General features: G+C 71.3%; 19 protein-coding genes and 2 pseudogenes. 14 read left to right on the top strand and 7 right to left on the bottom strand.

The features are described from left to right. From FB453_RS04515 to FB453_RS04495, 5 genes are all read left to right on the top strand, one after another. On the top strand, nt 1–921 hold the full coding sequence (locus tag FB453_RS04515) for a carbohydrate ABC transporter permease (RefSeq protein WP_145787678.1): 921 nt from the start codon (nt 1–3) through the stop codon (nt 919–921). Continuing rightward, complete coding sequence (locus FB453_RS04510) at nt 918–1,739, top strand: carbohydrate ABC transporter permease (RefSeq protein WP_112581751.1); 822 nt, start codon at nt 918–920, stop codon at nt 1,737–1,739. Before FB453_RS04515 ends, FB453_RS04510 begins: the two co-directional genes overlap by 4 nt. Continuing rightward, nucleotides 1,736–3,823 (top strand): alpha-galactosidase, encoded by a 2,088-nt coding sequence (locus FB453_RS04505; RefSeq protein WP_145787676.1) that lies wholly within the window; start codon nt 1,736–1,738, stop codon nt 3,821–3,823. Before FB453_RS04510 ends, FB453_RS04505 begins: the two co-directional genes overlap by 4 nt. Nucleotides 3,824–3,869: 46 nt before the next feature. Continuing rightward, a complete protein-coding gene (locus FB453_RS04500) occupies nt 3,870–6,083 on the top strand; it encodes a glycoside hydrolase family 27 protein (protein ID WP_145787674.1) in 2,214 nt (737 codons plus the stop codon). Nucleotides 6,084–6,297: 214 nt separating this feature from the next. Then, nucleotides 6,298–6,723 carry a hypothetical protein gene (locus FB453_RS04495; RefSeq protein ID WP_112581748.1) on the top strand — a complete coding sequence of 142 codons (426 nt, stop codon included), beginning with the start codon at nt 6,298–6,300 and terminating at the stop codon, nt 6,721–6,723. A 113-nt stretch (nt 6,724–6,836) separates the two neighbouring features. Here FB453_RS04495 and FB453_RS04490 read toward each other — a convergent pair whose 3' ends face one another. Then, nucleotides 6,837–9,341: an AAA family ATPase gene (locus tag FB453_RS04490; protein ID WP_145787672.1), complete on the bottom strand. Its 2,505-nt coding sequence runs from the start codon at nt 9,339–9,341 to the stop codon at nt 6,837–6,839. A 97-nt stretch (nt 9,342–9,438) separates the two neighbouring features. Next, a complete protein-coding gene (locus FB453_RS04485; protein ID WP_186718036.1) occupies nt 9,439–12,465 on the bottom strand; it encodes a S8 family serine peptidase in 3,027 nt (1,008 codons plus the stop codon). Nucleotides 12,466–12,708: 243 nt separating this feature from the next. Here FB453_RS04485 and FB453_RS04480 point away from each other — a divergent pair, with 243 nt between their 5' ends. Continuing rightward, nucleotides 12,709–13,485 carry a protein kinase family protein gene (locus FB453_RS04480; RefSeq protein WP_145787668.1) on the top strand — a complete coding sequence of 259 codons (777 nt, stop codon included), beginning with the start codon at nt 12,709–12,711 and terminating at the stop codon, nt 13,483–13,485. Then, nucleotides 13,469–13,717, top strand: a pseudogene (locus FB453_RS04475) (transposase); the annotation flags it as partial. The gene FB453_RS04480 and the pseudogene FB453_RS04475, both read left to right, overlap by 17 nt. Before the next feature lie 14 nt (nt 13,718–13,731). Here FB453_RS04475 and FB453_RS04470 read toward each other — a convergent pair. The 3 genes and pseudogenes from FB453_RS04470 to FB453_RS04460 all read right to left on the bottom strand — a co-directional run bounded on the left by FB453_RS04470 (nt 13,732) and on the right by FB453_RS04460 (nt 16,081). Then, nucleotides 13,732–13,941 carry a hypothetical protein gene (locus FB453_RS04470; protein ID WP_145787666.1) on the bottom strand — a complete coding sequence of 70 codons (210 nt, stop codon included), beginning with the start codon at nt 13,939–13,941 and terminating at the stop codon, nt 13,732–13,734. Between the two features lie 103 nt (nt 13,942–14,044). Then, nucleotides 14,045–15,294 (bottom strand): annotated as a pseudogene (locus tag FB453_RS04465) (HNH endonuclease signature motif containing protein). 307 nt (nt 15,295–15,601) lie between these two features. Continuing rightward, complete coding sequence (locus tag FB453_RS04460) at nt 15,602–16,081, bottom strand: winged helix-turn-helix transcriptional regulator (RefSeq protein ID WP_145787664.1); 480 nt, start codon at nt 16,079–16,081, stop codon at nt 15,602–15,604. 211 nt (nt 16,082–16,292) lie between these two features. Here FB453_RS04460 and FB453_RS04455 point away from each other — a divergent pair, with 211 nt between their 5' ends. After that, nucleotides 16,293–17,762: an MFS transporter gene (locus FB453_RS04455; protein WP_486480147.1), complete on the top strand. Its 1,470-nt coding sequence runs from the start codon at nt 16,293–16,295 to the stop codon at nt 17,760–17,762. On the opposite strand, the gene FB453_RS04450 is transcribed toward FB453_RS04455, so the two are convergent. Further along, nucleotides 17,763–18,629: an oxidoreductase gene (locus FB453_RS04450; RefSeq protein ID WP_145787662.1), complete on the bottom strand. Its 867-nt coding sequence runs from the start codon at nt 18,627–18,629 to the stop codon at nt 17,763–17,765. Nucleotides 18,630–18,784: 155 nt separating this feature from the next. Here FB453_RS04450 and FB453_RS04445 point away from each other — a divergent pair, with 155 nt between their 5' ends. Then, on the top strand, nt 18,785–19,666 hold the full coding sequence (locus tag FB453_RS04445; protein WP_145787659.1) for an MmyB family transcriptional regulator: 882 nt from the start codon (nt 18,785–18,787) through the stop codon (nt 19,664–19,666). A gap of 5 nt (nt 19,667–19,671) precedes the next feature. Here FB453_RS04445 and FB453_RS04440 read toward each other — a convergent pair whose 3' ends face one another. After that, complete coding sequence (locus tag FB453_RS04440) at nt 19,672–20,181, bottom strand: winged helix-turn-helix transcriptional regulator (RefSeq protein ID WP_145787657.1); 510 nt, start codon at nt 20,179–20,181, stop codon at nt 19,672–19,674. Between the two features lie 127 nt (nt 20,182–20,308). Between FB453_RS04440 and FB453_RS04435 the strand changes: the two genes are divergently transcribed. From FB453_RS04435 to FB453_RS04420, 5 genes are all read left to right on the top strand, one after another. Further along, nucleotides 20,309–20,641, top strand: coding sequence for a nuclear transport factor 2 family protein (locus FB453_RS04435; protein ID WP_112725932.1), 333 nt, complete (start codon nt 20,309–20,311; stop codon nt 20,639–20,641). A gap of 51 nt (nt 20,642–20,692) precedes the next feature. Further along, nucleotides 20,693–21,235, top strand: coding sequence for a TetR/AcrR family transcriptional regulator (locus FB453_RS04430; RefSeq protein ID WP_145787654.1), 543 nt, complete (start codon nt 20,693–20,695; stop codon nt 21,233–21,235). A gap of 89 nt (nt 21,236–21,324) precedes the next feature. Beyond that, complete coding sequence (locus tag FB453_RS04425) at nt 21,325–22,356, top strand: medium chain dehydrogenase/reductase family protein (protein ID WP_145787652.1); 1,032 nt, start codon at nt 21,325–21,327, stop codon at nt 22,354–22,356. 292 nt (nt 22,357–22,648) lie between these two features. Beyond that, nucleotides 22,649–22,822, top strand: a complete 174-nt coding sequence (locus tag FB453_RS34010; RefSeq protein WP_167362336.1) for a hypothetical protein — start codon at nt 22,649–22,651, stop codon at nt 22,820–22,822. Nucleotides 22,823–22,980: 158 nt separating this feature from the next. Next, entirely contained in the window at nt 22,981–24,195 is a 1,215-nt protein-coding gene (locus FB453_RS04420) for a PP2C family protein-serine/threonine phosphatase (RefSeq protein ID WP_145787650.1), read from the top strand. The last annotated feature ends 68 nt before the right edge of the window (nt 24,196–24,263 follow it).

Here is a 24,263-nt window from a genome sequence, read left to right as displayed (position 1 = left end):
GTGACAGCAACGATCTCCACGACTTCGGTCACCCCCACCCGGCGGCGGCGACGGTCGGCTCGACTGTCGCCGCTGCTGGTGGCGTTCGTCCTCGTGCCGTTCGCGGTCGAGAGCGTCTGGGTCTTCTGGCCGGCGATCCAGGGCTTCTGGTTCTCCCTCACCCGCTGGGACGGGATGACACCGCCGACCTTCGTCGGCGCCGACAACTACGTCGAGTTGGCCGGCGACGCCACCTTCCGGGGTGCGCTGGTCAACACGGTGATCTGGCTGGTGCTCTTCGGCGGCCTCTCCGTGCTGGGTGGCTTCGGCATGGCGCTCGTCCTGCAGAAGGAGCGGCGCTGGGTCGGCTTCTACCGGGCCGCGTTGTTCACCCCTGTGGTGTTCTCGCTGGTGGTGACCGCGCTGGTCTGGCGGGTCTTCTACCAGCCCGACGGTATCGCCGACACACTGCTGCGGGCGGTCGGCCTGGAGCAGCTGATCCGGCCCTGGCTCGCCGACCCGCAGACCGCCCTGTACGCGGTCATCCTGCCCGCGCTGTGGCGGCAGATCGGGTACGTGATGGTGCTGTTCCTGGCCGGTTTGAAGGCGATCGATCCGGCACTGCACGAGGCGGCCCGGATGGACGGCGCCAACGCCTGGCAGCGGCTACGGCACGTCACGATTCCCCAGCTCAAGGGGGTCAACGCAGTCGTGCTGTCGGTCATCGTGATCGACTCGCTGCGCTCGTTCGACATTGTCTGGTCGCTGACCAGGGGCGGGCCGTACCACTCGTCCGAGCTGCTCAGCACCTACATGTACTCGACCGCGTTCCAGAGCCTGCGGCTGGGCTACGCCTCGGCGATCGCTGTCGTGATCTTCGTGCTCGCGCTGGCCGTCATCCTCGGCTACCTGGTCCGCGCGTTCCGGGAGGAAGCGTCATGAACAAGCTCCGTACCGGGGCCTTCCACACCGGCATGATCCTGCTCTCGCTGCTCTGGCTGGGCCCGGTGCTCTGGGTGGTGGTGATGTCCACCCGGTCGTTCGACGACATCGCCGCGCACGGCGTGGGCAGCCTGCCCCGGTCGTTCACACTGGACACCTACCGGCAGGCGTGGACCGACGGCGGCGAGCTGCGGGCGCTGATCAACAGCATGCTGGTCACCGTCCCGTCGGTGGCGCTGAGCCTGGGGTTGGCCGCGATGGCCGCGTTCGCGCTGAGTCGCTTCCGGATCCCCGGGCGGCGCACGATCCTGCTGCTGATGCTCGCCGGCAACCTGCTCCCACCGCAGATCCTGCTCATCCCGGTGGCCAAGTTCAGCGAGCTGACCGGCCTGTACGACACGCTCTGGGCGTTGATCGCGGTGCAGGTCGGCTTCGGGCTCGGCTTCTACACGTTCGTCCTGCACGGCTTCATGCGGGACCTGCCGGGCGAGATCCAGGAGGCGGCCACCATCGACGGTGCCGGCACGGCGCAGATCTTCACCCGGGTGATGCTGCCGCTGACCCGACCCGCGCTGGCCGCTCTCGGGGCGCTCTCCTTCACCTGGATCTTCAACGACCTGCTCTGGGCGATCACCGTGCTGCGTACCGATGACAACATGCCGGTCACCCCGGCGCTGCTCGCCCTCCAGGGCCAGTTCGTCTCGTCCTGGAACGTCATCGCCGCCGGTACTGTCATCGCGGCCGTGCCCACCGTCGCGGTGTTCCTTCGCTTCCAGCGGCACTTCGTCTCCGGCCTGGCGCTCGGAGCGGTCAAGTGACCGCCGAGGCCGGTCAGCGCTGGACGCTGCGGGGCACGCACACCGAGTACACGGTGCGGGTGCCCGCGCACGGTCGCTGGCTGGAACTCGTCGCGTGGGGACCGCACGGCGTCTCCGACGGGCCCTCGCCGATCGCCTACGACGGCCCGGTCCCGTTCCTCACCGCCGGGGACGCGGCCCCCATCGAGTACGCCACCGACGCCGACCGCCCGTTCACCGGCGCCGACCTGGTGATCGAGACCTCGAACGGGCAGCGCCGGGTGGGCTTCGTGCACACCGACGCGCGGATCGACGCCGACCAGCGGGAGCTGGCCGTCGAGTTCGCCGACCCGGTCACCGGGCTGCGCGCCACTGTGCACTACCGGGTGCCCGCCGGCACCGACGTGGTGCAGCGGTGGGTCGAACTGGTCAACGACGGCAGCGACGCGCTGCGGGTCGTCCGGGCCGGATCGGGTGGGTTCTGCGTACCGACGCCGCACAGCGCGCTGCTCAGCCACCAGTGGGGCCAGTGGGCGCAGGAGTTCCAACTCTCCCACGTCGAGCTGGGCCACGGCACGTTCAGCATCGGCAGCTCCCAGGGCGTACCCGGGCATCTGCACGTGCCCTGGCTCGCCGTGCGCGACACCGCCGAGCCGGCCGGGCCGGCGTGGGGGATGGCGCTGGCCTGGACCGGCTCGTGGGAGATCAGCGCCGAGCGGGACACCGGCGGCCTGACCCGCGTGCGGGTCGGCCGTCAGCTGGTCGACGGCCCGCTGGAGTTGGCCGCCGGTGAGCGGTTGACACTGCCGATGGCCACCGGCGCATACAGCCCGGACGGCCTGGACGGCCTGGCCCGGGTCTGGCACACCCACCAGCGGTTGCTGGCCGCCGACCGGCTCAGCCCCCGCCCGGTGCTCTACAACTCCTGGGAGGCGACCTACTTCGCGGTCGAGGCGCAGAGTCAACTCGCGCTCGCCCGGATCGCCGCCGAGTTGGGCGTGGAGACGTTCGTCGTGGACGACGGCTGGTTCGTTGGCCGCGACGACGACACCGCCGGGCTGGGCGACTGGACCCCCGATCCGGCGAAGTTCCCGGCCGGGTTCGACACGTTCATCGCCGACGTCCGCGCGCTCGGGCTGAACTTCGGGCTCTGGGTCGAGCCGGAGTGCGTCAACCCGAAGTCGTCCCTGTACGCCGAGCACCCGGACTGGGTCTACTCCGTCGACGGCCGACCGCTCACCCCGGTCCGCAACCAGTACCTGCTCGACCTGGGCCGGCCCGAGGTGGCCGATTTCGTCTACTCCACAGTCGACGGCCTGCTGCGCCGGTACGACATCGACTACCTGAAGTGGGACTTCAACAGGCCGCGTACCGAGCCGGGTCGGTCCGGCGGGGTGGGCCCGCTCGACCTGGACGGCGCGCACGTCGCCAACCTGCACCGGATCTACGAGCGGTTGCGCCGGGACCATCCCGGTGTGCTGATCGAGGCGTGCGCCGGCGGGGGCGCGCGGACCGACCTGGCGATGGCCGCCCGGGCCGACGTCTTCTGGCCCAGCGACAACACCGGCCCGCTGGACCGGCTGGCCATCCAGTACGGCTTCCTGCACGCCAACGCCCCACACCTGCTCAGCTCCTGGGTCACCGACGCGCCCGGCCTGTTCGACAGCCGCCCCCGGTCACTGGCGTTCCGATTCGTCCTGGCGATGGCCGGCGTGCTCGGCATCGGCGCGGACATCCGGTCGTGGACCCCCGCCGAGCGGGCCGAGGCGGCCGGCTGGATCGCCCGCTACAAGGAGATCCGGGACGTCGTCACGCGCGGCGAGGTGCACCTGATCGGTGGCCCCGACCAGGCCCGCTGTGCGGTGCAGTACACCGCGCCGGACGAGAACCAGGTGGTAGTGCTGGCCTGGCACACCGGCCGGCTCGACGGCGCCGGGCTGCTTCCGTCCCGCCCGGTCCGGTTGCCCCTGCGCGGCCTCGACCCGGCCGCCCGTTACTCGCACGGCGATCGGCACTACTCCGGCAGCCACCTCGCCACCGTCGGCCTGCCCGTGCGGTGGAGCGCTACCCACGACGCCGACCTCATCGTGCTGACCCGCGACTGAGATCGGAGCACCACCACCCCCACCCCCGAGGGACAGGAGTACCTCCATGCGCCTGAACCGACCGCTGACCGCTGCCCTGGCCGTGCTCGGCCTGGGCCTGGCCAGCCCGATGCCGGCGATGGCCGGCCCACCCCACGCCGACCCACCACAGGCCGGCCACGGGCCCGGCCGCCCCGGTCACGCTCCGGCGGCCACCGGCGCCGAGGACCAGGGCGCGCCGACCTTCTTCAACAGCGGCCTCGCCCCGACGCCGTACCAGGGCTGGAACACCTACTTCGGTCTCGGTGGCGACCCCACCGAGGCCGAAGTACGGTCGGTCACCGACTACATGGTCACCAGTGGCCTACGGGACGCCGGCTACACCTACGTGTGGATCGACGGCAACTGGGCCGCGCCCACCCCGCGCAACGAGGCCGGTCAGCTCGTCGCCGACCCGGCCCGCTTCCCCGGTGGGATGGCCGCGCTGGCCGCGTACATCCACAGCAAGGGGATGAAGGCCGGCATCTACACCGACGCCGGCCCGTACCTGCCGGGGCAGTGTGGGCTCGGCAGCAACGGCCACTACCGGGCGGACATCGCCCAGTTCGCCGGCTGGGGCTTCGACGCGCTGAAGGCCGACTGGCTGTGCGGCCGGGCCGCCGGCCTCGACCCGGAGACCACCTTCCGGGAGTTGGCCGAGGCGGTACGCCAGTCGCCCCGCCCGATGCTGCTCAACATCTGCAACCCGGTCAGCTCGGATTGGGGCGGCGGCCCGTACACCCCGGAGCAGCTCTCCACCTGGAGCTACACGTACGCCCCCACGGTCGCCGACTCCTGGCGGACCTACACGGACGTGGGGCTCACCGACCCGAGCCCGCAGTGGGCGTACCCGTGGGTGCTGCGCAACATGGACGTCAACGCGTACCACCCGGCGGCCACCGGGCCGGGGCACTACAACGACCCGGACTACCTGCTGCCGATGCGTCCGCTGCCCGACGGCGGGTACGAGTTGAGCCTGGACGAGTCCAAGACGCAGCTCGGCATGTGGGCCATCATGGCCGCGCCGCTGGTGATCGGCTCCGACCCGCGTGGCCTGCCGAAGGAGATGATCTCGGCGCTGACCAACCCGGAGATCATCGCGGTGGACCAGGACCCGCTGGTCCGGCAGGGCGTCAAGGTCGCCGACACCGGCACCGACGCGCAGGTCTGGAGCAAGGTGCTCGCCGGCTCCGGCAAGCGGGCGGTCGCACTGCTCAACCGGCACGACACCGCCCAGCAGATCACCGTGAACTTCGCCGACATCGCCCTCGGCGGGTCGGTTCGGGTCCGTGACCTTTGGTCCCGCTCCAACGTGGACGCCCAACCGGGCACCCCGGGCATACAGCCGTTCACCGGCTCGTACACCGTCGAGGTGCCGGCGCACGGGGTGGCCATGCTCGGCCTGACCGGCACCGACCAGGTCGCCGGCGCCGACCTCGGTGGCACCGCCAGCGCCAGCCCGGCGCTGGTCCGGGTGGACGACACGCACGCCACCGCCTTCGTCCGCGACGCTTCCGGTGCGCTGGCCCTCAACACCCGCACCGGTACGACCTGGGGAAGCCGGTGGGCCTCCCTCGGCGGCCCGGTCGGCGGCCGGATCCTCGGTCAGCCTGCGGCGTACGGCTCCGCCGACGGGCGGCTCGACGTCTTCGTCCGCGGCACCGACAACGCGGCCTGGCAGCGCAGTTACGTCGCCGGCAGCTGGGGACCGTGGCGCAGCCTCGGTGGCACGCTGACCGACGCGCCAACTGTGGCCTGGTCCAACCCGACGCAGTGGACCCTCGTCGCCCGCGGTGCCGACGGCAAGCTCTGGTCGCGTACGCCGAACGCCGGCTGGACCGGCGTCGGGGCTCCCGAGAACCGGCCGTTCTACGGTCGGCCGAGTGCGGTTGTCGACGATGCCGGTGTGCTGCACGTGGCGGTCCGCAGCCGCACCGACGAGGTGTGGTGGAGCAGCCGGACCGGCACCACCTGGTCGGCCTGGACCAACCTGGGCGGCACCACCAGCGGCAGCCCGACCCTGCTCGCCACCTCCGGCCGGGTCTACCTGTTCGCGCTGGCCGCCGACAACCGGCTCTGGCAGCGCAACCTGGCCGACGGCGCCTGGGGCGGCTGGTTCCGGCGCGGTGAGTTCGCCACCGACGCGTTCCGGGGTGCGCCCGGGGCCGCCGCCGGTGCAAACGGCAGCGCCTGGCTGGCGGTACGCGGCGTCGACGACCGGGTGCACCAGGTCACCCTCTGATCCACTGTGGCGGGCCGCCGGTCAGGTTGCGGCGGCGGCCCGCCACCTCGGTTTCCCTGCCCCGCCGCCGGGAGGGCTGGTGGGCCCGCGACCGAAAGGTCGAGGTCAGCGCGTCCGGGCCGTTGACTGAGTCAGTGACGGGAGTCGATGATATGACTCCGCCGTCCTCCGTCCATCCCGGGCGGGTGGGCCACCCGGAGACGGAGCCCGTCCGATGCCACGCACCCGCCGCTTGACCGCGATGACCCTGGCCCTCGTGTTGCCGATGCTCGTGCTCGTTGGCGCCGCTCCGGCGGCCGCCGCCACCCCCACCCTCCAGATCAGCTCGGTGACCCTGGTGGCCAAGGGCGCCGGTGTGCGCCTGGACTACGTGGTGACCTGTGACGAGGGCGCCTCCGGCGAGGTGCGTGCCAGAATCACCCAGGCGGTCGGCAACCGCATCGCCTACGCGTCCGAACCGCAGTACCCTGCCTGGACCTGTACCGGTCAGGCACAGCCGTTGTCGGCGTTCTTCCCGGCCGATGTCGCCGGCGTTCCGTTCCGCACCGGCGAGGCGCTGCTGCTGGCGTCGATCTCCGCCTGTCCGGGGGCGAACTGCGAATTCGCCCAGGCCGAACAGGTGGTGCGGATCGTCCGCTGACACCGGGCGGGCCGCTGTTGCGCGGCACCCGGCGCGGCGACCGAGCCGGTAATGCCGCAGACCTCTGGAGACGGACCGGGCGGTCCCCCACCCGCACCATCCGTCTGGCCGGTTCAGGCCGGGACGAGGTCGCGGCATTGGCGCAGGGCGGCCCGGGCGAGGGGCGTGTCACGGCCGGCGATCCCGGCTTCCAGTTCGGCGACGGCCGCCGCGGCCCGCGCCGGTTCACCTTGCGCGGCTGCGGCCTCGGCCAGCACCAGCACCGCGTCGGCGGCCCACGCCAGGATGCCCTTTCCGCGTACCACAGACAGCGCCTCCGCCGCGTGTCGGACCGCCTCGTCCGGTCGCCCGGCCACCGTCAGTCGGGCCAGCGCCGAGAGTGCCTGCACCAGCGGCCAGACCGCGCCCACCCGCCGGGCGTCGGCGACCACCTCGCGCAGCGCCCGCTTGGCCGACTCCACCTCGTTGCGGCCTCTGTTGCCACCGCCAAGCCCGGCGCATCCCTCGGTGCGGCTGACGGGGCTGTCGTATTCCCTGCCAGCTCGTTCGGCGGTGGCCGTGAGCGCCAGCACGGTCGCCAGTTCGGCTCGCGCGTCCAGCAGGGTCACCGGCATCCGCTCGGTGGTGGCGACCAGCCGGCGGAGCCGTTCGGCGAGCCCGTCCAGCCGGCCGGCGGCCCGGTCCAGTGACAGCTCGGTCGCCTCCACCAGGGACGTCAGCCGCTCGTACCCGGTCTCGTCGACCAGCGCCCGACCGGCCGCCAGCAACGCTTCGGCCTGCTCGGGATGGCCGGCGTGCAGTGCGCCCTGCGCCCAGTTCAGGCAGGCTCGCGCGTGTTCGCGGGGCCGGTCGGCCAGTTCGGCGGACGCGCGCAGCTCCTTGATGATCGCCCAGGCCGCCGGGTCGCCCAGCTCCAGCAGCAGCGAGGCTCGGGCGATGCGGACCGCGAGGTGCGCCGCCGGGTCCCCGCTGGCCGCTGCGGCGCTCTCCGCCTCCGCGCAGCGGGCCAGGTGGTCGTCGACGTGCCGGCCGACGACGGTGTCGGGGGCCGCCAGCACCGCGAGCGCCGGGGCCTTGCGGCGCGGCGCGCGCAGGTACGGCACGGCACGCTCGATCTCGGTGTACCCGCGCAGCGCCTCGCCCTGCTGGCGCAGCATCCGCCCGAGCACCAGACCCAGCTCACCTCGGGCGCCCGGCGGCAGTCGTCGGTCGGCGAGCAGCCGTTCCAGCACCGGGATCGCCTCGGCCTGGCTGAGTCCGTCGATGGCCGACCGGCCCAGCTTCGCGGCGAGCCGAACCCGTACCGGCCGGGGCAGCTCGGCGACGTCCATCGTCTGGAGCAGGAAGCTGGCGGCGGTCGCGTCGTCGCCGCGCTCGGTGGCCAGGTCGGCGGCGGCCTCGGCGTTGCGGACGAAGTCGGCCCCGCTACCGGCCCGGCGGTAGTGGTGCGCCAGTTGGGCCACCGGTCTCGGCAGCTCCTGCTCCAACACCCGCGCCACCCGCAGGTGCAGCCACTCCCGGCTCTCCCGGGGCACCAGGTCGTACACCACCTGTCGGGCCAGGTCGTGCCGGAACCGCAGGCCGTCCCCGGCGTCGTGCAGCAGGCCCGCTCGGTGCGCGGCGGTCAACGCCGCGCCGATCGCCACCCGGTCCAGGTTGAGCACCGAGCCGAGGATGCGCTGATCGGGTGTCATCCCCAGTACGGCCGCCGCGCCGAGCACCTCCCGGGTGGCCTCGTCGAGCGGGCGTAGCCGCCAGAGCAGCACATCACGCAGGACGAACGGGACACTGTCGTCGGCCAACGGGTCGCCGCCCCGCTCGGCGAGCGTCCGCAGCACCTCCTCGACCACGAACGGGATGCCGGCGGTGCGGTCGAGCAAGGTGGCGGTCAGTTGCTGCGGCGGATCATCGAGGCGCAGGGTGCGGGCCGCCAGCCGGCGTACGTCGTCGGCGTCCAGCGGGCTGAGCGCAACGCGCGTGACGCTCCACGGGGGAGTCCGCGCCAGGGCGTCGTGGATCGGCGTACTGCTCCCCGGCGTCGCCGTACGCGCGGTCAGCACCACGGCCAGCCCCTCCACCGGGTGGGTGCTCAGGTAGGCGAGGAGTTCGCAGGTCGCCGGGTCCGCCCAGTGCAGATCCTCCAGCAGCAGCGTGGCCGGGCTCAGCGCGGCGAGCACCGTCGCGACGGCGCGGAGCAGGCGATGTCGCTCGGCCGCCGGGTCGGTCAACGGGGGCGGCGCGTCCGGCAGTACGTCAGCCAGTTCGGGCAGCAGCGGCGCGAGGGCGCCGGCCACCGGGTTGAGCGGACCGAGTCGGTCGGCGCCGCCCCGGATCGCGTCCAGCAGCACGCCGAGTGGGAAGGGCTCGGGCACGTCGTCGCACTCGCCGATGAGGTGCCGCCCGGGGAGTTCGGCGAGCAGTTCGGCGACGAGTCGGCTCTTGCCGATCCCGGGCTCACCCTCCAGCAGGATCAGGCAGGGCGGGGTTGCGACGAGTCGGCGTAACTGGGCCAGCTCCGCCGCCCGGCCGACGAACTCGACGGGCCCGCGCAGACGTTCGGGGCGGACGGGAGTTGGGCTCCCGCCGCCCCGTGTCTTGTCCTCGCCGCCGTCGATCACCGTGGGCCGAGCAGATCACCTCTGCTCGGTGCGACGGTGGGCCGGCGGACCGGCGGTGACCTGGGTCACACTCCCGTCCGCCGGCCCGTCGGCACGGTCAGGACTGGACGGTGACCGGCACGGTCTTCAGCGAGCCGTCACCGTTGCGGAACTCCAGCACCCCGAGGTAGCGCTGGCCCGGGGCGAGACCGAACCAGCGCACTGTCAGGTTCGCCGTAGCGCCCGGCCGCACGCTGCGCTGCTTCGGGTCAATGGTGAACCGGCCGGTGGAGGTACCCGGCGCGCCCGGCAGGTAGCTGGTCACGGTGTACGCGTTCGCGCCGTCCTTGATGTTCTCGGTGAACTCCTGCTCGACGACCACGATGTAGTCCCCGGCACCCTCCGGCAGGGTCACCTTGGCGCCGTCCCGGCCGCTGGCCGTGGCGGTGACGAACTTCCCGTACTTGTCATAGACGTTGAGGCTGAACTCGGTGCACTCCATCACCCCCTCCTCGTCGTCCCAGTCGATGTGGGAGCAGGTGGGCCGCTCCGACGTCACCTGGACGAGCGGGCTGCGGGTCCCGGCCGGCACGTGCAGTGTGGTCCTGCTGATCGACGCCGGCAGCGGCACCGGCAGGTTGTTCGACGTGCTCCAGTCCCAGCTCGGCCCGTCGCCCTTGAGGGTGACCACGTTGCTGGTGCCCGAGGTGAGGCCGGAGAGCTGGGAGATCAGCTGACCCTGGTAGCCGACCTCGGCGGCGATCCGGACGCTGCCGAAGGTGCCCTTGCCGGTGATGGCGTCGGGGGCGACCAACCCGGAGTTGCGCACGACCAGCGGGCTGCGTACCGCGTGCTTGAACTGGTCGCGCCAGGTCAGCGAGCCGTCGGCCCAGGTGTCGAACGCACCACCGGTGTTGGTGACCTCAACTGTGAAGCGGGCGCTCCTGCCCGGACGGATCTGCAGCTTCTTCGGAATGACAGTGACCTGGTAGCCCGGCGGGGCCTGCACAGACGAGGAGTAGGTGCTGGTCTTGTCGCTGACGTTGGTGACCGTACGGGTCACGCTCTGCTTGCCCACCATCCGGCCCAGCGAGATGGACGGGTAGTTGAGCTGTGCCGTGTCGATCGCGCCGATGGTGTCGCAGCCGTCCAGGTCGCCGAGCCCGTAGTCGCCGCCACGGTCGGCGGAAACCCCGCACAGGTACTGGATCCAGTCCTGCTGGTTGGAGTCGTAGACCAGGCCCGGGTCGAAGGCGCTGCCCGGCTCGACCTGGCCGGCGCCGTAGTTCAGCGGAGTCGCGTCGTACGTGCCGATCTTGATCGGGTTGCCCTTGTCGGTCTTGTCCACCGCGCTGGTCATCAGCGCCGAGCGGACCGCCGCCGGCGACCAGCCGGGGTGCCTGGCCAGCAGCAGGGCGGCGATGCCGGCGATGTGCGGCGCCGCCATCGAGGTGCCCGACTCCAGTGCGAAGTCGTTGCCGCCGATGGACGGGGAGAACGCGGCGACGATGTCCTGACCGGGCGCGCTGATGTCCGGCTTGAGCAGCTCACCGGCATTCAGGTTCGACGGGCCCGCCGAGGAGAAGGCGGCGACCGCGGGCGCCTCGACCGTCTCCAGCTTGCTCGGCGAGATGGTCGCCGTGGCGTTGCCCTTGGCGACGTACGCGGTGACCGTGGCCAGGTCGACCTCGTTGATGTGCACGGTCGGCACGGCCTGCACGTCGGCGTTCAGGGAGTTCAGCTCGTCGTTGTACAGCACCATGCCGACGCCGCCGGCCCGCGCCACCTCGATGCTCTTGTCGGTACGCGGGATCTCGCCCCGCAGGCAGAGCACGATCGCGCCCTTGACCTTGGCCGGATCCAACGTGTCGTCGGCGCAGAGGCCGGCACCGTAGGCGCCGTCCGGGTTGATCGCGCTGTCCTTCGCGAAGACCAGTCGGGCCGGCCCGACACCGGTGTCGCCCATGCCCACACCGGCGATGGTGGTGCCGTCGCCGAGGGTGAGCTTCCGGGTGTTCTGCCGGTCGGTCGTGCTCGCGGCCACCGTGGTCAGCCAGGGCGTCGAGTTGTCGACGGTGTTGGCGAACGGGCCGGAGTTGCCGGCGGCGGCGGCGACGAACACCCCGGCGGCGGCCGCGTTGAAGAACGTCGCGTCGACCGCCCCGAACCGCTCGGTGTCGTCACCGATCGAGTAGTTGATCACGTCGACGCCGTCCGCGACCGCGTCGTCGATGGCGTGCACGATGTCGATGTCGGTGCCGGTCGCGCCGCCCGCCCCGTTGTCGTACAGAGCCTTGTAGATCGCCAACCGCGCGGCCGGCGCCATGCCGGAGATCATGCCAAGGTCCTGGGTGCCCGACGTGGCCCGCACGCCGTGGATGCCGGCCGCGGTGCTGGCGGTGTGGGTGCCGTGGCCGTTGCGGTCGCGCGGCGAGGAGTAGTCGTCCGGGAAGGCCTCGGCGATGCCGCTGTCGTTGTACCAGCGCGCCCCGATCACCTTGTTGTTGCAGGTGACCGGCGCTTCGACGCCGACGTCGCAGGTGCCCTTCCACTTGGCGTCGATGATGGCCTGGTCGGGACGCGGGCTGGGCAGCGGCGCGAAGCTCGCGCTCTCCGGCCAGTAGCCGCTGTCGATGACCCCGATGATCACGCCCTCGCCGGCGTGGGAGTCTCCACCGAACTCCCTGTTCCACACCCCGCCCTTGCCGGTCAGGCCCAGGTAGTCGGGGGTGTGTGAGGTGGCGGCGTGCACCTTCTGGCTCTCGTACACCGCTCGGACACCGTTGGTGGCGCGCAGCCGGGCGGCCTGCGGCCCGGTCAGGTCGGCGGCGAAGCCGTTGAACGCCGTCTCCATGGTCACGCGGGTGCGGTCGGCTGGCACGCCGACGTGGTCCAGCACCGACTTGCGCTGCTGGCGCAGGTGATCGCGGTACGCGTTGGCATTCCCGGACGTGCGGTTCAGCTTGGCCCCGTCGGCCGGCTTGGTCGCCGCGATCCCGGGAACCCCGCCGGTGTAGGTGGCCAGCGGTTCCTCGGCGAGCTGGACGAGGTAGCGGGCGGTTGGCCCACTGCCGGCCGGCGCGGCGGTGGCGCTGGCGGGCAGGCTGGTCAGGCCGGCCGCGGTCAGCGCCACGGCGGCCAGCATGCTGACCCCGTACCTGGCCCGTCCGGTCCGATGTGTGTTCGGTTGTGGCACGTCGTTGCCTCCACGTTCGGTGCCGGCCGCCACGACTGATGACGGTGGCCGAAACCTAGGATCGGTACCGATCATCGAGAAGCACCCGTAACCTGGCTGTCATCTTGGAAACAAGCTCGTAACACAACGGGTACTTTGCGCGTCATTTGAGAGCGCCGACCTGGGGGATCCATGGCATTTGGTCGGTTGCCCGTGCCGTCTGTCGATTCGGCCTTCGTGGTCTTCGACGCCCAGGACTCCGGATGCCTGTCCTACGGGGTCGAGGAGGCGGGCCGCCGCTGGCTCGTCAAGACGGCCACCACGGTCGAGGGCCGAGCATCCCTCGACCGGGCCGCCGCGGTGCACGCCGCCGTCCGCCACCCGGCCATCGTCCGTCCCGTCCGGACGATCCACGGCGCGGCGGGTCCGACGCTCGTCTACCCCTGGTACGACGGCAGCGTCCTGAACCACGCCACCGTGCATGGCGCGGACCGCAGCGGGCTGACCCGATTCCAACACCTGCCGGTCCCGCAGATCGAGGTGGCGCTCGACGCGATCCTCGACGCCCACCTCGCCGTCAGCGCTGTCGGCCTGGTCGCGGTCGACCTCTACGACGGCTGCTTCCTGTACGACTTCGCGGCCAGCCGGATACGTCTGATCGACCTCGACGAGTACCGGCCCGGCCCGTTCGTGCTTGCGGCGGATCGGCTGCCAGGTTCACGTCGCTACATGGCGCCGGAGGAGTTCGCCCGCGGCTCGGTCATCGACGAACGGACCACCGTGCACGCCCTCGGCCGTACCCTGCACCACCTGCTCGATTCGCCGGAGGGCTGGCGCGATCCTCTGGATTGCCGGCCAAATTCACCAACGGCCTGGCGGGGCACCAACGAGCAGCGCGGGGTCGTGGAACGAGCAACGAGGCAGGCGCCGGCCGCTCGGTACCCCGACGTGCCAGCACTGGTCCGCGCCTGGCGGCTTGCGACACCCTGAAGCGGGCAGTGGTGCGCCCCGGCAGACGTGGGCCAGGCGTGCGGTCGCGAACGGCAGCAACGGCGGGCGACCACCGGCCTTCGACAAGGTGGTCTACCGCAAGCGCAATGTCGTGGAACGCTGCTTCAACCGGCTCAAGCAGTGGCGCGACCTGGCCACCCGATACGCCAAAGGCGCATCCCTCTACCGAGCCAGCCTCGTGCTCATCGCCGCCATCATCTGGCTGGAATGACCCGATGACTCGCGTCAAGCAGTGACTTGCGCAGAGCTGACGAACCAGGAATCGGATTCGACATCAATGGGCTCATCAGCCCAAGGCTGCACGATGACGGCAAGCTGCGCCGTCACGGGCCACACGTTCACGACCCACCCGCCGGGCGCCACCTCAACATGCGCGCGCAGCGGCTCGATGACCTCGGATGGCAGCTCCCATGAGCGTTCGAGGACATCGTCCACGTAGCGCCGGCCCGGCCCCGGCCACCGAAAGCAAATCCCGTCGCCGGAACACGCTGTTGTGGTTGCCCATCTTGAGGGGCTGGTTGGCGTCGGCTGGGTGCTCTTACGTTCGTCGGTGGTAGTGGTTGCGGCGGGGGAGTTGTTCGGGGTCGAGCCAGGCGGGTGGGGTGAATTCGGGGTGGCCGTCGCTTCCGAGTCGGACGGTCCAGTCGCTGTGGTGCAGGTGTCGGTGGTGGTGGCCGCAGAGCAGGACAGCATTGCCGAGGCTGGTGGTGCCGCCGTCGGCCCAGTGGTGGATGTGGTGGGCGGCGCACCAGCGGGGTGGGCGGTCGCAGCCGGGGAACGCGCAGCCGCGGTCGCGGAGCACGAGGGCGCGGCGTAGCGGTCCGGTGATGAGGCGGCGTTGTCGGCCGACGTCGAGGACCTGGCCGGCGCCGCTGAGGACGGCGGGCAGGATGCTGGCGTCGCAGGCCAGCCGACGCACGGCCTCGGGTGTGAGGCTGAGGCCGGTGTCGAGGGCGCCACTGCTCAGCTGCCGGGTCAGCTCGTCGTAGCTGGTGGTGACGACGATCTGGGCGGGGTCGCCGCCGTGTTCGGGCAGTTCGGTGGCGCGCAGGGTGAGTCGGCAGATGTCGGCGAGGGCGTCGTGGCGGCGTTGCCCGGGGGAGCGGGTGTCGTCTGGTCCGGACGGGGCGGTCAGTGGGTCGATGGCGGCGCGGAACAGGGCGGCGGTTTCGGTGTCGAGGGTGCCGGTGAGTCGCAGTCGGCCGCCGGTCTGTTCGGACAGGGTGAGGTGGCGGTCGCGGGTGGCGTGGCGTGCTTCGGCGTCGAGGGCGGCTTGGGTGGCGGTGTCGGCGATGTCGGGGGCGACGTGGTCGAGGATGCGGGTGCCGAGTTTGCGCAGGTGGGTGGGGTCGAACTGGCTGGCCCAGCCGACGAGCACACCGACCGCTTTGTCGGCGGTCTCGGCGTCGGCCGACCTGTTCACGGTGTCGACGGTGTCGGTGATGACCCGGGCCTGGTAGGGCCTATGGCGCCGTCAGCCAGCGCTTGTCGGATGCCGGGGTTGCCGGTGTCCAAAGCGGTGGCAAGGTCGATCAGGCGGCGGGCGGCGGGGACGGTGAGTCGCAGGCGTTCGCGTAACCAGACCGCGGTGCAGGAGGCTCCTTGGGTGCGGGCGATGCCGCGGCCGTCGACCTCACGGATCAGGGCGAGGGTGACGGCGGCAAGGCGTTGCTGAAGACGGTGCGCGGCGTCGAGCGCGGCGATCAGGTCATGTTCCGGCAGGGCCCAGGCAGCGGCATCGACGCAGGCAGCGATCGCGTCGTCTGCCTGCGCCAACTCCTTGAGCATGCCCCGAGACTAGAACAGGTGTACGACACTTTCAGTCACCATGATCGATCAAATTGATGGCATCGGAGGTGGAGTTGGCAGGCCCCGCTGCGGCTGCACAAATGCCGGTGAATGCTGTCACCGCTCGACCCGTCCGCTGCGACAGCGTGCGAGACGACAGGGTCGCGACATGGCAGGCGAGACAACGCCGCAAAGTGTGTGGTGAAGACCGCGGCGGGTGTGGCGAAGGTGCGCGGCGAGGAAGAGCTGTCGGACCGGAGGCTGCCGCGCGACCTAAGCAGTGGCGGTCTGGCAGTGGCCGGAGGTCTCAGTTGCGCCGGACGAGGCCCGGGCCGGCGATGATGTCGATGTCGCCGTCCGCGATGTCGTGGCCGGCGGCGCAGCGGAGCACCGCGCGGATCGGCTCGCCGCAGTCGTGGTGGGTGGCGACGACGGACGGGCCGGTGTCGGTGGCGGCCCAGGTGTCGCCCCAGTTGCGCAGTGCGGTGATGACGGGCAGGAGTTCGCGGCCCTTGCGGGTGAGTTGGTACTCGTGGCGGGTGCGCTGCCCGGGCTCCCGGTAGGGGATTCGTTCGAGCAGTTCGGCGGCGACCATCTCCTTGAGGCGGGCCGCCATGGCGGGCTCGCCGACGCCGACCCGGCGGACGAAGTCGTCGAAGCGGCGCGTGCCGAGCAGGGCCTCGCGCATGATCAGGACCGTCGACCTGCTGCCCACGATGTCCATCGCCCGGGCCACCGAGCAGTTTTCGCTCGTCCAGGAATCGCGATCGTCTCGTAGGTCCTCCATGCCCTTCAGCGTACCTGACTTGCGTGAGGGCTAGCCAGGTGCTTCACTGGGTCGCGCTGACTTCATCAGACGCAAGTCAGACCATCGGCCTGAAGGATCTTCAGTGACTACCAGCGCCACGGCCCCAACCCCACCCGGAGCGACCCCAACCGGAAAGAACCCGCCAGGACCGGCCGCGACCGCTCGCTCGTCCTTGCGCGGCTCCCGTCCGGTGACCCTGATCGCCATGTGCCTGGGCGCGATGATCACGTTCCTCCAGATCACCGCGACGGTCTCCGCGTTGACCACGATCCAGCAGGACCTGCGGGTCGACCCGACCACTCTGGTCTGGATCCCCAGCGCCTACACCCTGATGGTGGCGAGCGTCGTGCTGTCCGCGGCCACCCTGGGCAGCCGCTACGGGCGTAGGCGCATGTTCGGTGCCGGGGTCGTCGCGATGATCGTCGGCGCAGCCGTAGTGGCTGAGGCTCCGACTGTCGGGTGGGTGATCGTCGGGCAGTTGGTCGCCGGCCTCGGCGGGGCCCTGATCCTGCCGAACAGTCTGGCGATCCTCGGTGCGACCTTCACCGATCCGCACCGACGGACCGAGGTGATCACCGCGTGGTCCGCGGCGTCCGGCATCGGCCTCGCGGTCGGCCCGCTCATCGCCGGCTTCCTGCTGCGGCACTACCAGTGGCACAGCGTCTACCTGTCGACTATCGCGCTGGGTCTGGTCACCCTCGTCGTCGCCGTCGTCGGGGTGGCCGAGTCCCGGCCGAGCGCCGCCCGACTCGACGTGCCCGGCCTGCTGCTGGGCACCGTCGCCATCGCGGCCGCCGTCTACGCGCTGATCCAGGGCGGCAAGATCGGCTACACCAGTCCGGTGGTGTCGACGGCCTGGGTCGTCGCGGTCGTCGCTCTTGTCGCGTTCGTCCTGGTCGAGCTGCGGGCCACCGCGCCAATGCTCGACGTGCGGCTGTTCCGGTCGGCGTCGTTCAGCGCCGTCATGGTCGTCGGCGCGGTGTCGCTGTTCGGCTTCACCGGCGTGGCGATCCTGCTGGTCCTCTTCCACGAACGTGCCCAGGCGCTCAGCCCGCTGGACACGGGCTGGCGGATGTTGGTGCTCTTCGGCGCCTACGTGCTGGTCGCCTTCGGTGCCGGGCGGGCGATCCGTCGTACCGGATTCAAGGCGCCGTTGACCCTCGGCCTGGTCCTCGGTGCGGTGGCCAGCTTCGCGCTGGCGAACCAGGGGCCGACCACGTCGTTCGGTGACCGCTGGGCGCTTTTCGCGTTGTTCGGCGCGGCCAGCGGTCTGGTGGTGGCCCCGGCGACGGCGGCGGCGTTGGCCAGCGTCGCGCCCGCCCAGGCCGGCATGGCCTCCGGCGCGGTCAACGCCGCCCGCCAGGTCGGCTCGGTGCTCGGCTCGTCACTGCTCGGCACGCTCCTCACCACCACGATGGTGGCCGACCTGCCGGAACGGCTCGCCGCGCACCAGATCGGCGAACCCACCCGTACCGCCGTGCAGGCTGCGGTGGCCTCCGGCGCCAACGGCGGCCAACCGCTGCCCGACCCGGTCCGGGCGGCGATCGCGGAGGCACTGACCTCCGGCGTCCAGGCCGGGTTGCGGGTCAACGGCGTCGTCTTCCTCGTCACCGCAGTGCTGGCGCTCACCCTGATCCGCAACCGGCCGCACCAGCACTAGCTAGGAAGCCAGCGCGTCCAGCTCCTCGATGGCGTCGGTCGGCAGTTTCAGGTCGGCCGCCGCCATGTTCTCCCGCAGGTGCGCCACGCTGGAGGTGCCGGGGATCAGCACGGTGGTGGGGGAGCGCTGGAGCAGCCAGGCGAGGGCGACCTGCTGAGGTGAGGCACCCAGTCGGGCGGCCACGCCGTCGAGCGTGTCGGACTGCAACGGCGTGAACCCGCCGAGGGGGAAGAACGCGGCGAACGCGATGTTCTCCGCCGCGCACCTGTCGACCAGGGCGTCGTCCTGCCGGTTGGCGAGGTTGTAGAGGTTCTGCACGGTGACCACCGGCGCGATGGCCTGAGCCTCGGTGAGCTGGTCGAGCGTGACGTTGCTGAGCCCGAGGTGCCGGATCAGGCCCTCCTGCCGCAGCTCCGCCAGGGCGGCGAACTGCGCACCGAGCGGCTCGCCGGTGGTGCCCTCCGCGACGCCTACCCGCAGGTTGACCACGTCGAGCACGTCCAGGCCGAGGTGTTCCAGGTTCTCTCGAACCTGGGCCTTGAGGTCGTCCGGCTCCAGAGCCGGGATCCAGGAGCGGTCGGCGCCGCGTCGCGCGCCGACCTTGGTGACCAGGTGCAAACCCTGGGGGTACGGGTGGAGCGCCTCGCGGATCAGCTCGTTGACCACCACGGGCCCGTAGAAGTCGCTGGTGTCGATGTGCCGGACGCCCAGGTCGACAGCCTCGCGGAGTACGGCGAGCGCCTGTTCGCGGTCGCGGGGCGGGCCGAAGACACCCGGGCCGGCCAACTGCATCGCCCCGTAGCCCATCCGGCTCAGGGTGAGGCCGTCAGCGGGGGTGAGGGCACCGCCGGGAAGGTTCTCGCTCATCTCATCCTCTGTCCGTTGTCGTCGTGACATCTGTGGCCGTGAGGAACCGGCCCTCCGACGACTGTCCGTCGGCATCCACCCAGGCGGCAGGGCGAGCTGTTCCTGGTAGTGACACAGCCAGTCACCGGGCCGCCCGGCGATCTACCGTCGGTGGCATGGACGCAACGAACCCGCTCGGCGACTTCCTGCGCGCCCGCCGGGAGCAGACCCGGCCCGAGGACGTCGGGCTCGGCCCGGGCGTTGGCCTGCGTCGGGTGCCGGGGCTGCGGCGTGAGGAGGTGGCGATGCTGGCCGGCATCAGCGCCGACTACTACCTCCGGTTGGAGCAGGGGCGCGAGCGGCACCCTTCGGTGCAGGTCCTCGATGCCCTCGCCGGGGTGCTGCGGCTGGACCCGGAGGCGACCGCGTACATGATCGGGTTGAGCCGTACGCGGTCGCGCCGGGCGTCCCGACCGGCCGCCGAGCGGGTCCCGGCCAGCATCCTGCACCTGCTACGGCAGCTCTCCATGCCGGCCTTCGTGCAGAATCGCTACCTCGACATCCTGGCCTCGAACCCGATGGCGAGGGCGCTGTCGCCGAATCTCGCCCCGGGCGCCAACCGGCTCCTGGCGGTGTTCCTGGACGAGGCCGAGCGGGAGCTGTTCCGCGACTGGCGGCAGGCGATGCAGAGCGTCGTGGGGCAGATGCGTGCCGACTCGGGCGGTGCCACCGACGACCCCCGGTTGACGGCTCTGGTGGGTGAGTTGTCACTCAAGAGCGACTGCTTCCGGCAGTTGTGGGCGCGCCACGAGGTGCGTCGACGGGAGGGCATCGTCAGCCGGCTGCACCACCCCGAGGTGGGCGACCTCGACCTGTACTGCGACAAACTCGCTGTGGCGGGCGCCGACGGGCAGCTTCTGGTGATCTACCACGCCGAGCCCGGTACGGAGTCGGCCCGCTCGTTGGCGCTGCTCGGCTCGATCGCCGCCAGCACCGCTGACGACGCGCCGGACAGCCTCCGGCCCGGTGACCCGGCCCGCCTCTATCCGCTGGAGTGAGCCGGTCAGGGCCGCTGCGGGGTGGTCCGGGTGGGGATGTGCTCGTAGCGCTTGCGCATGGTCTCGCTGGCGGCCGGGCCGGCGGCGAAGACGAAGTCGGCGTCGTCGAGCGGGCGACCGGTGCTGCGGTCCACGATCACCGGGTCGGCCTCCACGCCGGTGGTCCGGTCAACGAGGATCATGCTGCGCTCACTCGGGTCGAGGCGTGAGTTGCCCCAGGCGGCGAGGGCGACGACGACGGGCCGCAGGCTGCGACCGAGGTCGGTGAGGACGTACTCGTAGCGGTCCGGCCTGGTCTGGTATCGGCGACGTTCGAGCAACCCCTGACCGGTGAGGGTCTTCAGCCGGCTGGTCAGGATGCTGGACGAGACGCCCAGGTTGGCCTGGAACTGATCGAACCGGGTGTAGCCGTCGAAGGCGTCGTGCAGGATCAACAGCGTCCACCACTCGCCCACGTGGCCCAGCGCGCTGGACAGCGGGCATTCGCGGTCCTCCAAGCGGATCTTGCCGGCCACAACCGTCGCCCTCTCCCGAGTAGGTGCTAGTGTCGAAGTTAGTAGGTGCTATTTCAGAAGTAACTATACGACGTCCTGGTGGCGCGTGCCTCCTGCTGCCCAGCGACGTCCGGAAGGGTCTCCAGCCATGACCGTCGCCCAGGCCGCACCGGCCATCATCCGTCGCTACTTCGAGCTGGCCGGCCGGCCTGACTCCGAGGACTACTTCGCCCTCTTCGCCGAGGACGCCGTGGTGGAGGACGAGTCGAACGAGTACCGGGGCATCGAGGCCATCCGCGCTTGGCGTCGCGCCGTGCCGCTGGTGTCGTACGAGATCACCGACGTCGAGGACACTCCCGCCGGCACCGTCGTCACCGCGACGATCGCCGGCGACTTTCCCGGCAGCCCGTTCGCCGGCCTCCGTTACCGCTTCAGTGACTACGACGACACCGCGATCCGGCAGCTGCGCATCGCCCCCTGACGACAGAGGGGGCACTTGACGACCTTTGTCTGTGAGTGCACACTTACAAACATGCGATCCACCGCCGAGGCCCGCCGGGTCACCGTCCTGAACGCCGCGGTGTCGGTGTTCGCGCGCGCCGGCTTCCACGCCACACCGGTCACCGCCGTGGCCGCCGCCGCCGGCATCTCCGAGGCGTACGTCTTCCGGCTCTTCTCCGGGAAGCTCGGTCTGTTCGTGGCGGCGGCCGGGGCGTGTTTCGACCGGATCGCCGACGCGGTCGAGGCGGGTGCGGAGCGCGCCGGGGGTGACAGCCCGGAGGAGATCCTCGACGCCATGGGCGGTGCCTACGCGGAGCTGATCGCCGACCGCGACCTGCTGCTCTTCCAGGTGCAGGCGCAGGCCGTCACGGACATCCCGGAGGTCGCCGAGGCGGTGCGGGCCGGCTACCGGCGGGTCGCGACCTTCGTGCAGAGTCGGGCCCGGGCCAGCGACGCGCAGGTGCAGCAGTTCTTCGCGTACGGCCAGTTGTGCCACCTGATCGTGACCGCCGGCCTGGAGCAGGTCCCGGAGCCCTGGGCTCGCGCCCTGACCGCCGGCATCCGTCACCCCTGACCGACCCCGATGGTGGGCCGCCTCGGCGGCCCACTCTTTTAGGCCGACAAGTGTGTGAGTGCGCACTTACAAACAAGGGAGAACCTCCGATGACCACCGAGACGACGATCACCGAAGTGGTGCTGCCCGGGGTGGTGGAGCCCGACGGCCTCCGGCTGCACCGCCGTGCGATGCCCACCCCCGCCCGGGGTCAGGCGCTCGTCCAGGTTGAGGCCACCGGCATCTCGTTCGCCGAGCAGCAGATGCGCCACGCGCTCTACCCCGGTCAGCCGAAGTTCCCGTTCGTGCCCGGCTACGACCTCGTCGGCACCGTCCGGGCGGTCGGTCCCGGCGGCGACGACGCACTGGTCGGCACCCGGGTGGCGGCGGTCACCAAGACCGGTGCCTGGGCCACACACGCACTTGTCGACATCGACGCCCTGGCTCCGGTGCCCGTGGGCCTGGACCCCGCCGCGGCCGAGACCGTCGTCGTCAACGGGGTGACCGCCTGGCAGATGCTGCGGGACGCCGACCTGACGGCCGGACAGACCATCCTCGTGCACGGCGCGAACGGCGGCGTCGGGAGCGTGCTCGTCCAGCTCGGCCGACACGTCGGCCTGCGGGTCATCGGCACCGCCGCCGAACGGCACCACGCCGGGCTGCGCGAACTCGGCGTCGAACCGCTTGACTACCGCGACCCGGACATGGCCGCGCGGGTCCGCGAGCTGGCGCCGGGTGGCGTCGACGCCGTCTTCGACCCGGTCGCCGGCCCGGGCGTACGCACCTCGTACGCCCTGCTCGCCCCCGGCGGCAAGTTGGTCGTCTACGGCAACGCCGCCGCCGTGGGCACCGGGCAGTCGGTCGTGTGGGTCTTCGTGAAGCTGCTGACCCGCCTCTACACCTGGAACGCGCTGCCCAACGGTCACCGGGCCGGCTTCTACAACTTCTGGGCCGGCCAGCTCACCCGCCGCGCCGCGTTCCGCCGTCGCCTGCGTACCGACCTCGGTATCGTGCTCGACCTGCTGCGGCAGGGAGTGATCGTGCCGCAGATCGCCGCCCGCTACCCGCTCAGCGAGGTCTCCGCAGCACTGGTGTTTGCCGAGAACCGCAGCCGGGCGGGCAAGGTGGTGCTGGAGCCCTGACCTCCGGCCGGTCCAGGGCGCTGGTGCGGCGGGCCGCCGCGAGGGCGTACGGTGAACATGTCGCCCGGGGGACCCCGGTGGCCGCCAGACGCCGTCGCCACCAGCCCGCCAGGGCGTTACCGCTCATCTTCTGCATCGCCTCGACGCACCGGTCGGGTCGGCTGATCGCGGACCGCGTCCCGACCGACCGGTCGCCGCGTCGCCGGCCTCCGGCGATCGGTTGCCCGACGCGCGCACTCGGGTTCACCCTCCGTGCAAATTGATTCCGAACGCTTAATTAGGGGAGTACCAGATGAGGATCGCCAGGGACCGAATCGTCGCCGCACTTCGCGACCGGGGTCAGCTGGCCCGGGCCGCCTGGGTCGAGCGCGAGCTGCCCGAGCAGGTGGACCCGGCCAAGCACTCCGGGCTGCTCGCCACCCTGAACCTCAACCCGGCGGATCTCGTCGACGCGCCATCCCAGTGAGGGTGGCGCTGCTCGGGCCGGTCGCCAGCGGCTCGTGATCACGACGCGCCCCGGCGGCGCGGAGGCGACTCGGTGGACGCCGGGTGCGCGGCGGGCGAGGTAGCCTCACGCTCGCACTAGGTGCTCCCACGATCGGGGAGGACAGGGGGAGGTGGAGCGTGGCCGACGTCGGCGAGGTGGTGCGTTGGTTGCAGCTCAACGCGCACCGGGGTGGGCCGGACGAGGTGTCGCAACTGGTGGCCCGTGCGGCGCCCGCTCTCGATGCCAGCGAGATCGTGATCTATCTGGCCGACTACACGCAGGCCCTCCTCGTGCCGCTGCTCGGCGCGGGTCTCGACCGCGACCAGTTGCCGATCGAGACGACGCTCGCCGGTCGGGCCTTCACCACCCTCGACATCCAGCGCGCGCCGGACAACCCGGACCGGGTGTGGGTGCCACTGCTGCTCGGGTGTGAGCGGATGGGCGTGCTGGAGATCGTCTCCCCGGCCGCCGCCGACGAGACGATGGACGCGCCGGCCTGGGAGGTGGCGGTCAATGTCGCCCAGATCCTGGTCAACCGCCGGCTCTACGGTGACGTGGTCGAGCGGATGCGGCGGCGGATGCCGATGCAGGTCGCGGCCGAGATCGTGTGGGGCCTGCTCCCGCCGCTGACCTTCGCCACCGACGACCTGGTGGTCACCGCCATCCTCGAACCGTGTTACGACGTCGGCGGCGACATCTTCGACTACGCGTTGAACGACGACGTGCTCAGCGTCGGGCTCTTCGACACCTGCGGGCACGGCATCAAGGCGAGCACCCTGGCGTCGCTGGTGGTCAGCGCGTACCGCAATGCCCGTCGGTGTGGCCTCGACCTGGTCGACACGGCGATCAGCATCGACCGGTGGGTGCGCTCCGAGCACCCGAACTTCTTCGCGACCGGGTTGCTCCTCGAACTCGACCGCCGTACCGGCCGGCTGAGCGTGATCAACGCGGGTCACCCCGGTGCGATGTTGCTGCGCGACGGCAAGGCCATCCGTGAGCTACCCGGGCCGACCGCGTTGCCGCTCGGCCTCGGCCACCTGTCTCCTCGCCGCCCGAGAGTGCACGTCGAGGATCTGCACCCGGGCGACCGCATCCTCGCCTACACCGACGGCATCACCGATGCGCGCAGCGCCGACGGTGAGCACTTCGGGCTGGACCGGCTCGTCGACTTCGTCAACCGCGCCCTGAACGACGGGCTGCCCAGCCCGGAGACGATGCGTCGCCTGGTCCGCGCGGTCGTCGGCTACCAAGACGACCAGCTCGACGACGACGCGACGGCCCTCTTCGTGGAGTGGCGGCCACCGCACCTGCCGCTCGCGCACCTCCGCGACCTAGCGACGCTCCGACCCTGACCGCGCGCAGTGGGATTTTGCACTCGCAGTGCACTTGTCTCCGATTGCGAGGCTGTCTAGCGTCATCT

The organism is Micromonospora sp. CNZ322 (assembly GCF_007827755.1).
Note: the sequence above shows the minus strand (reverse complement) of the source record. Positions and strands in the feature narration are given on the sequence as shown.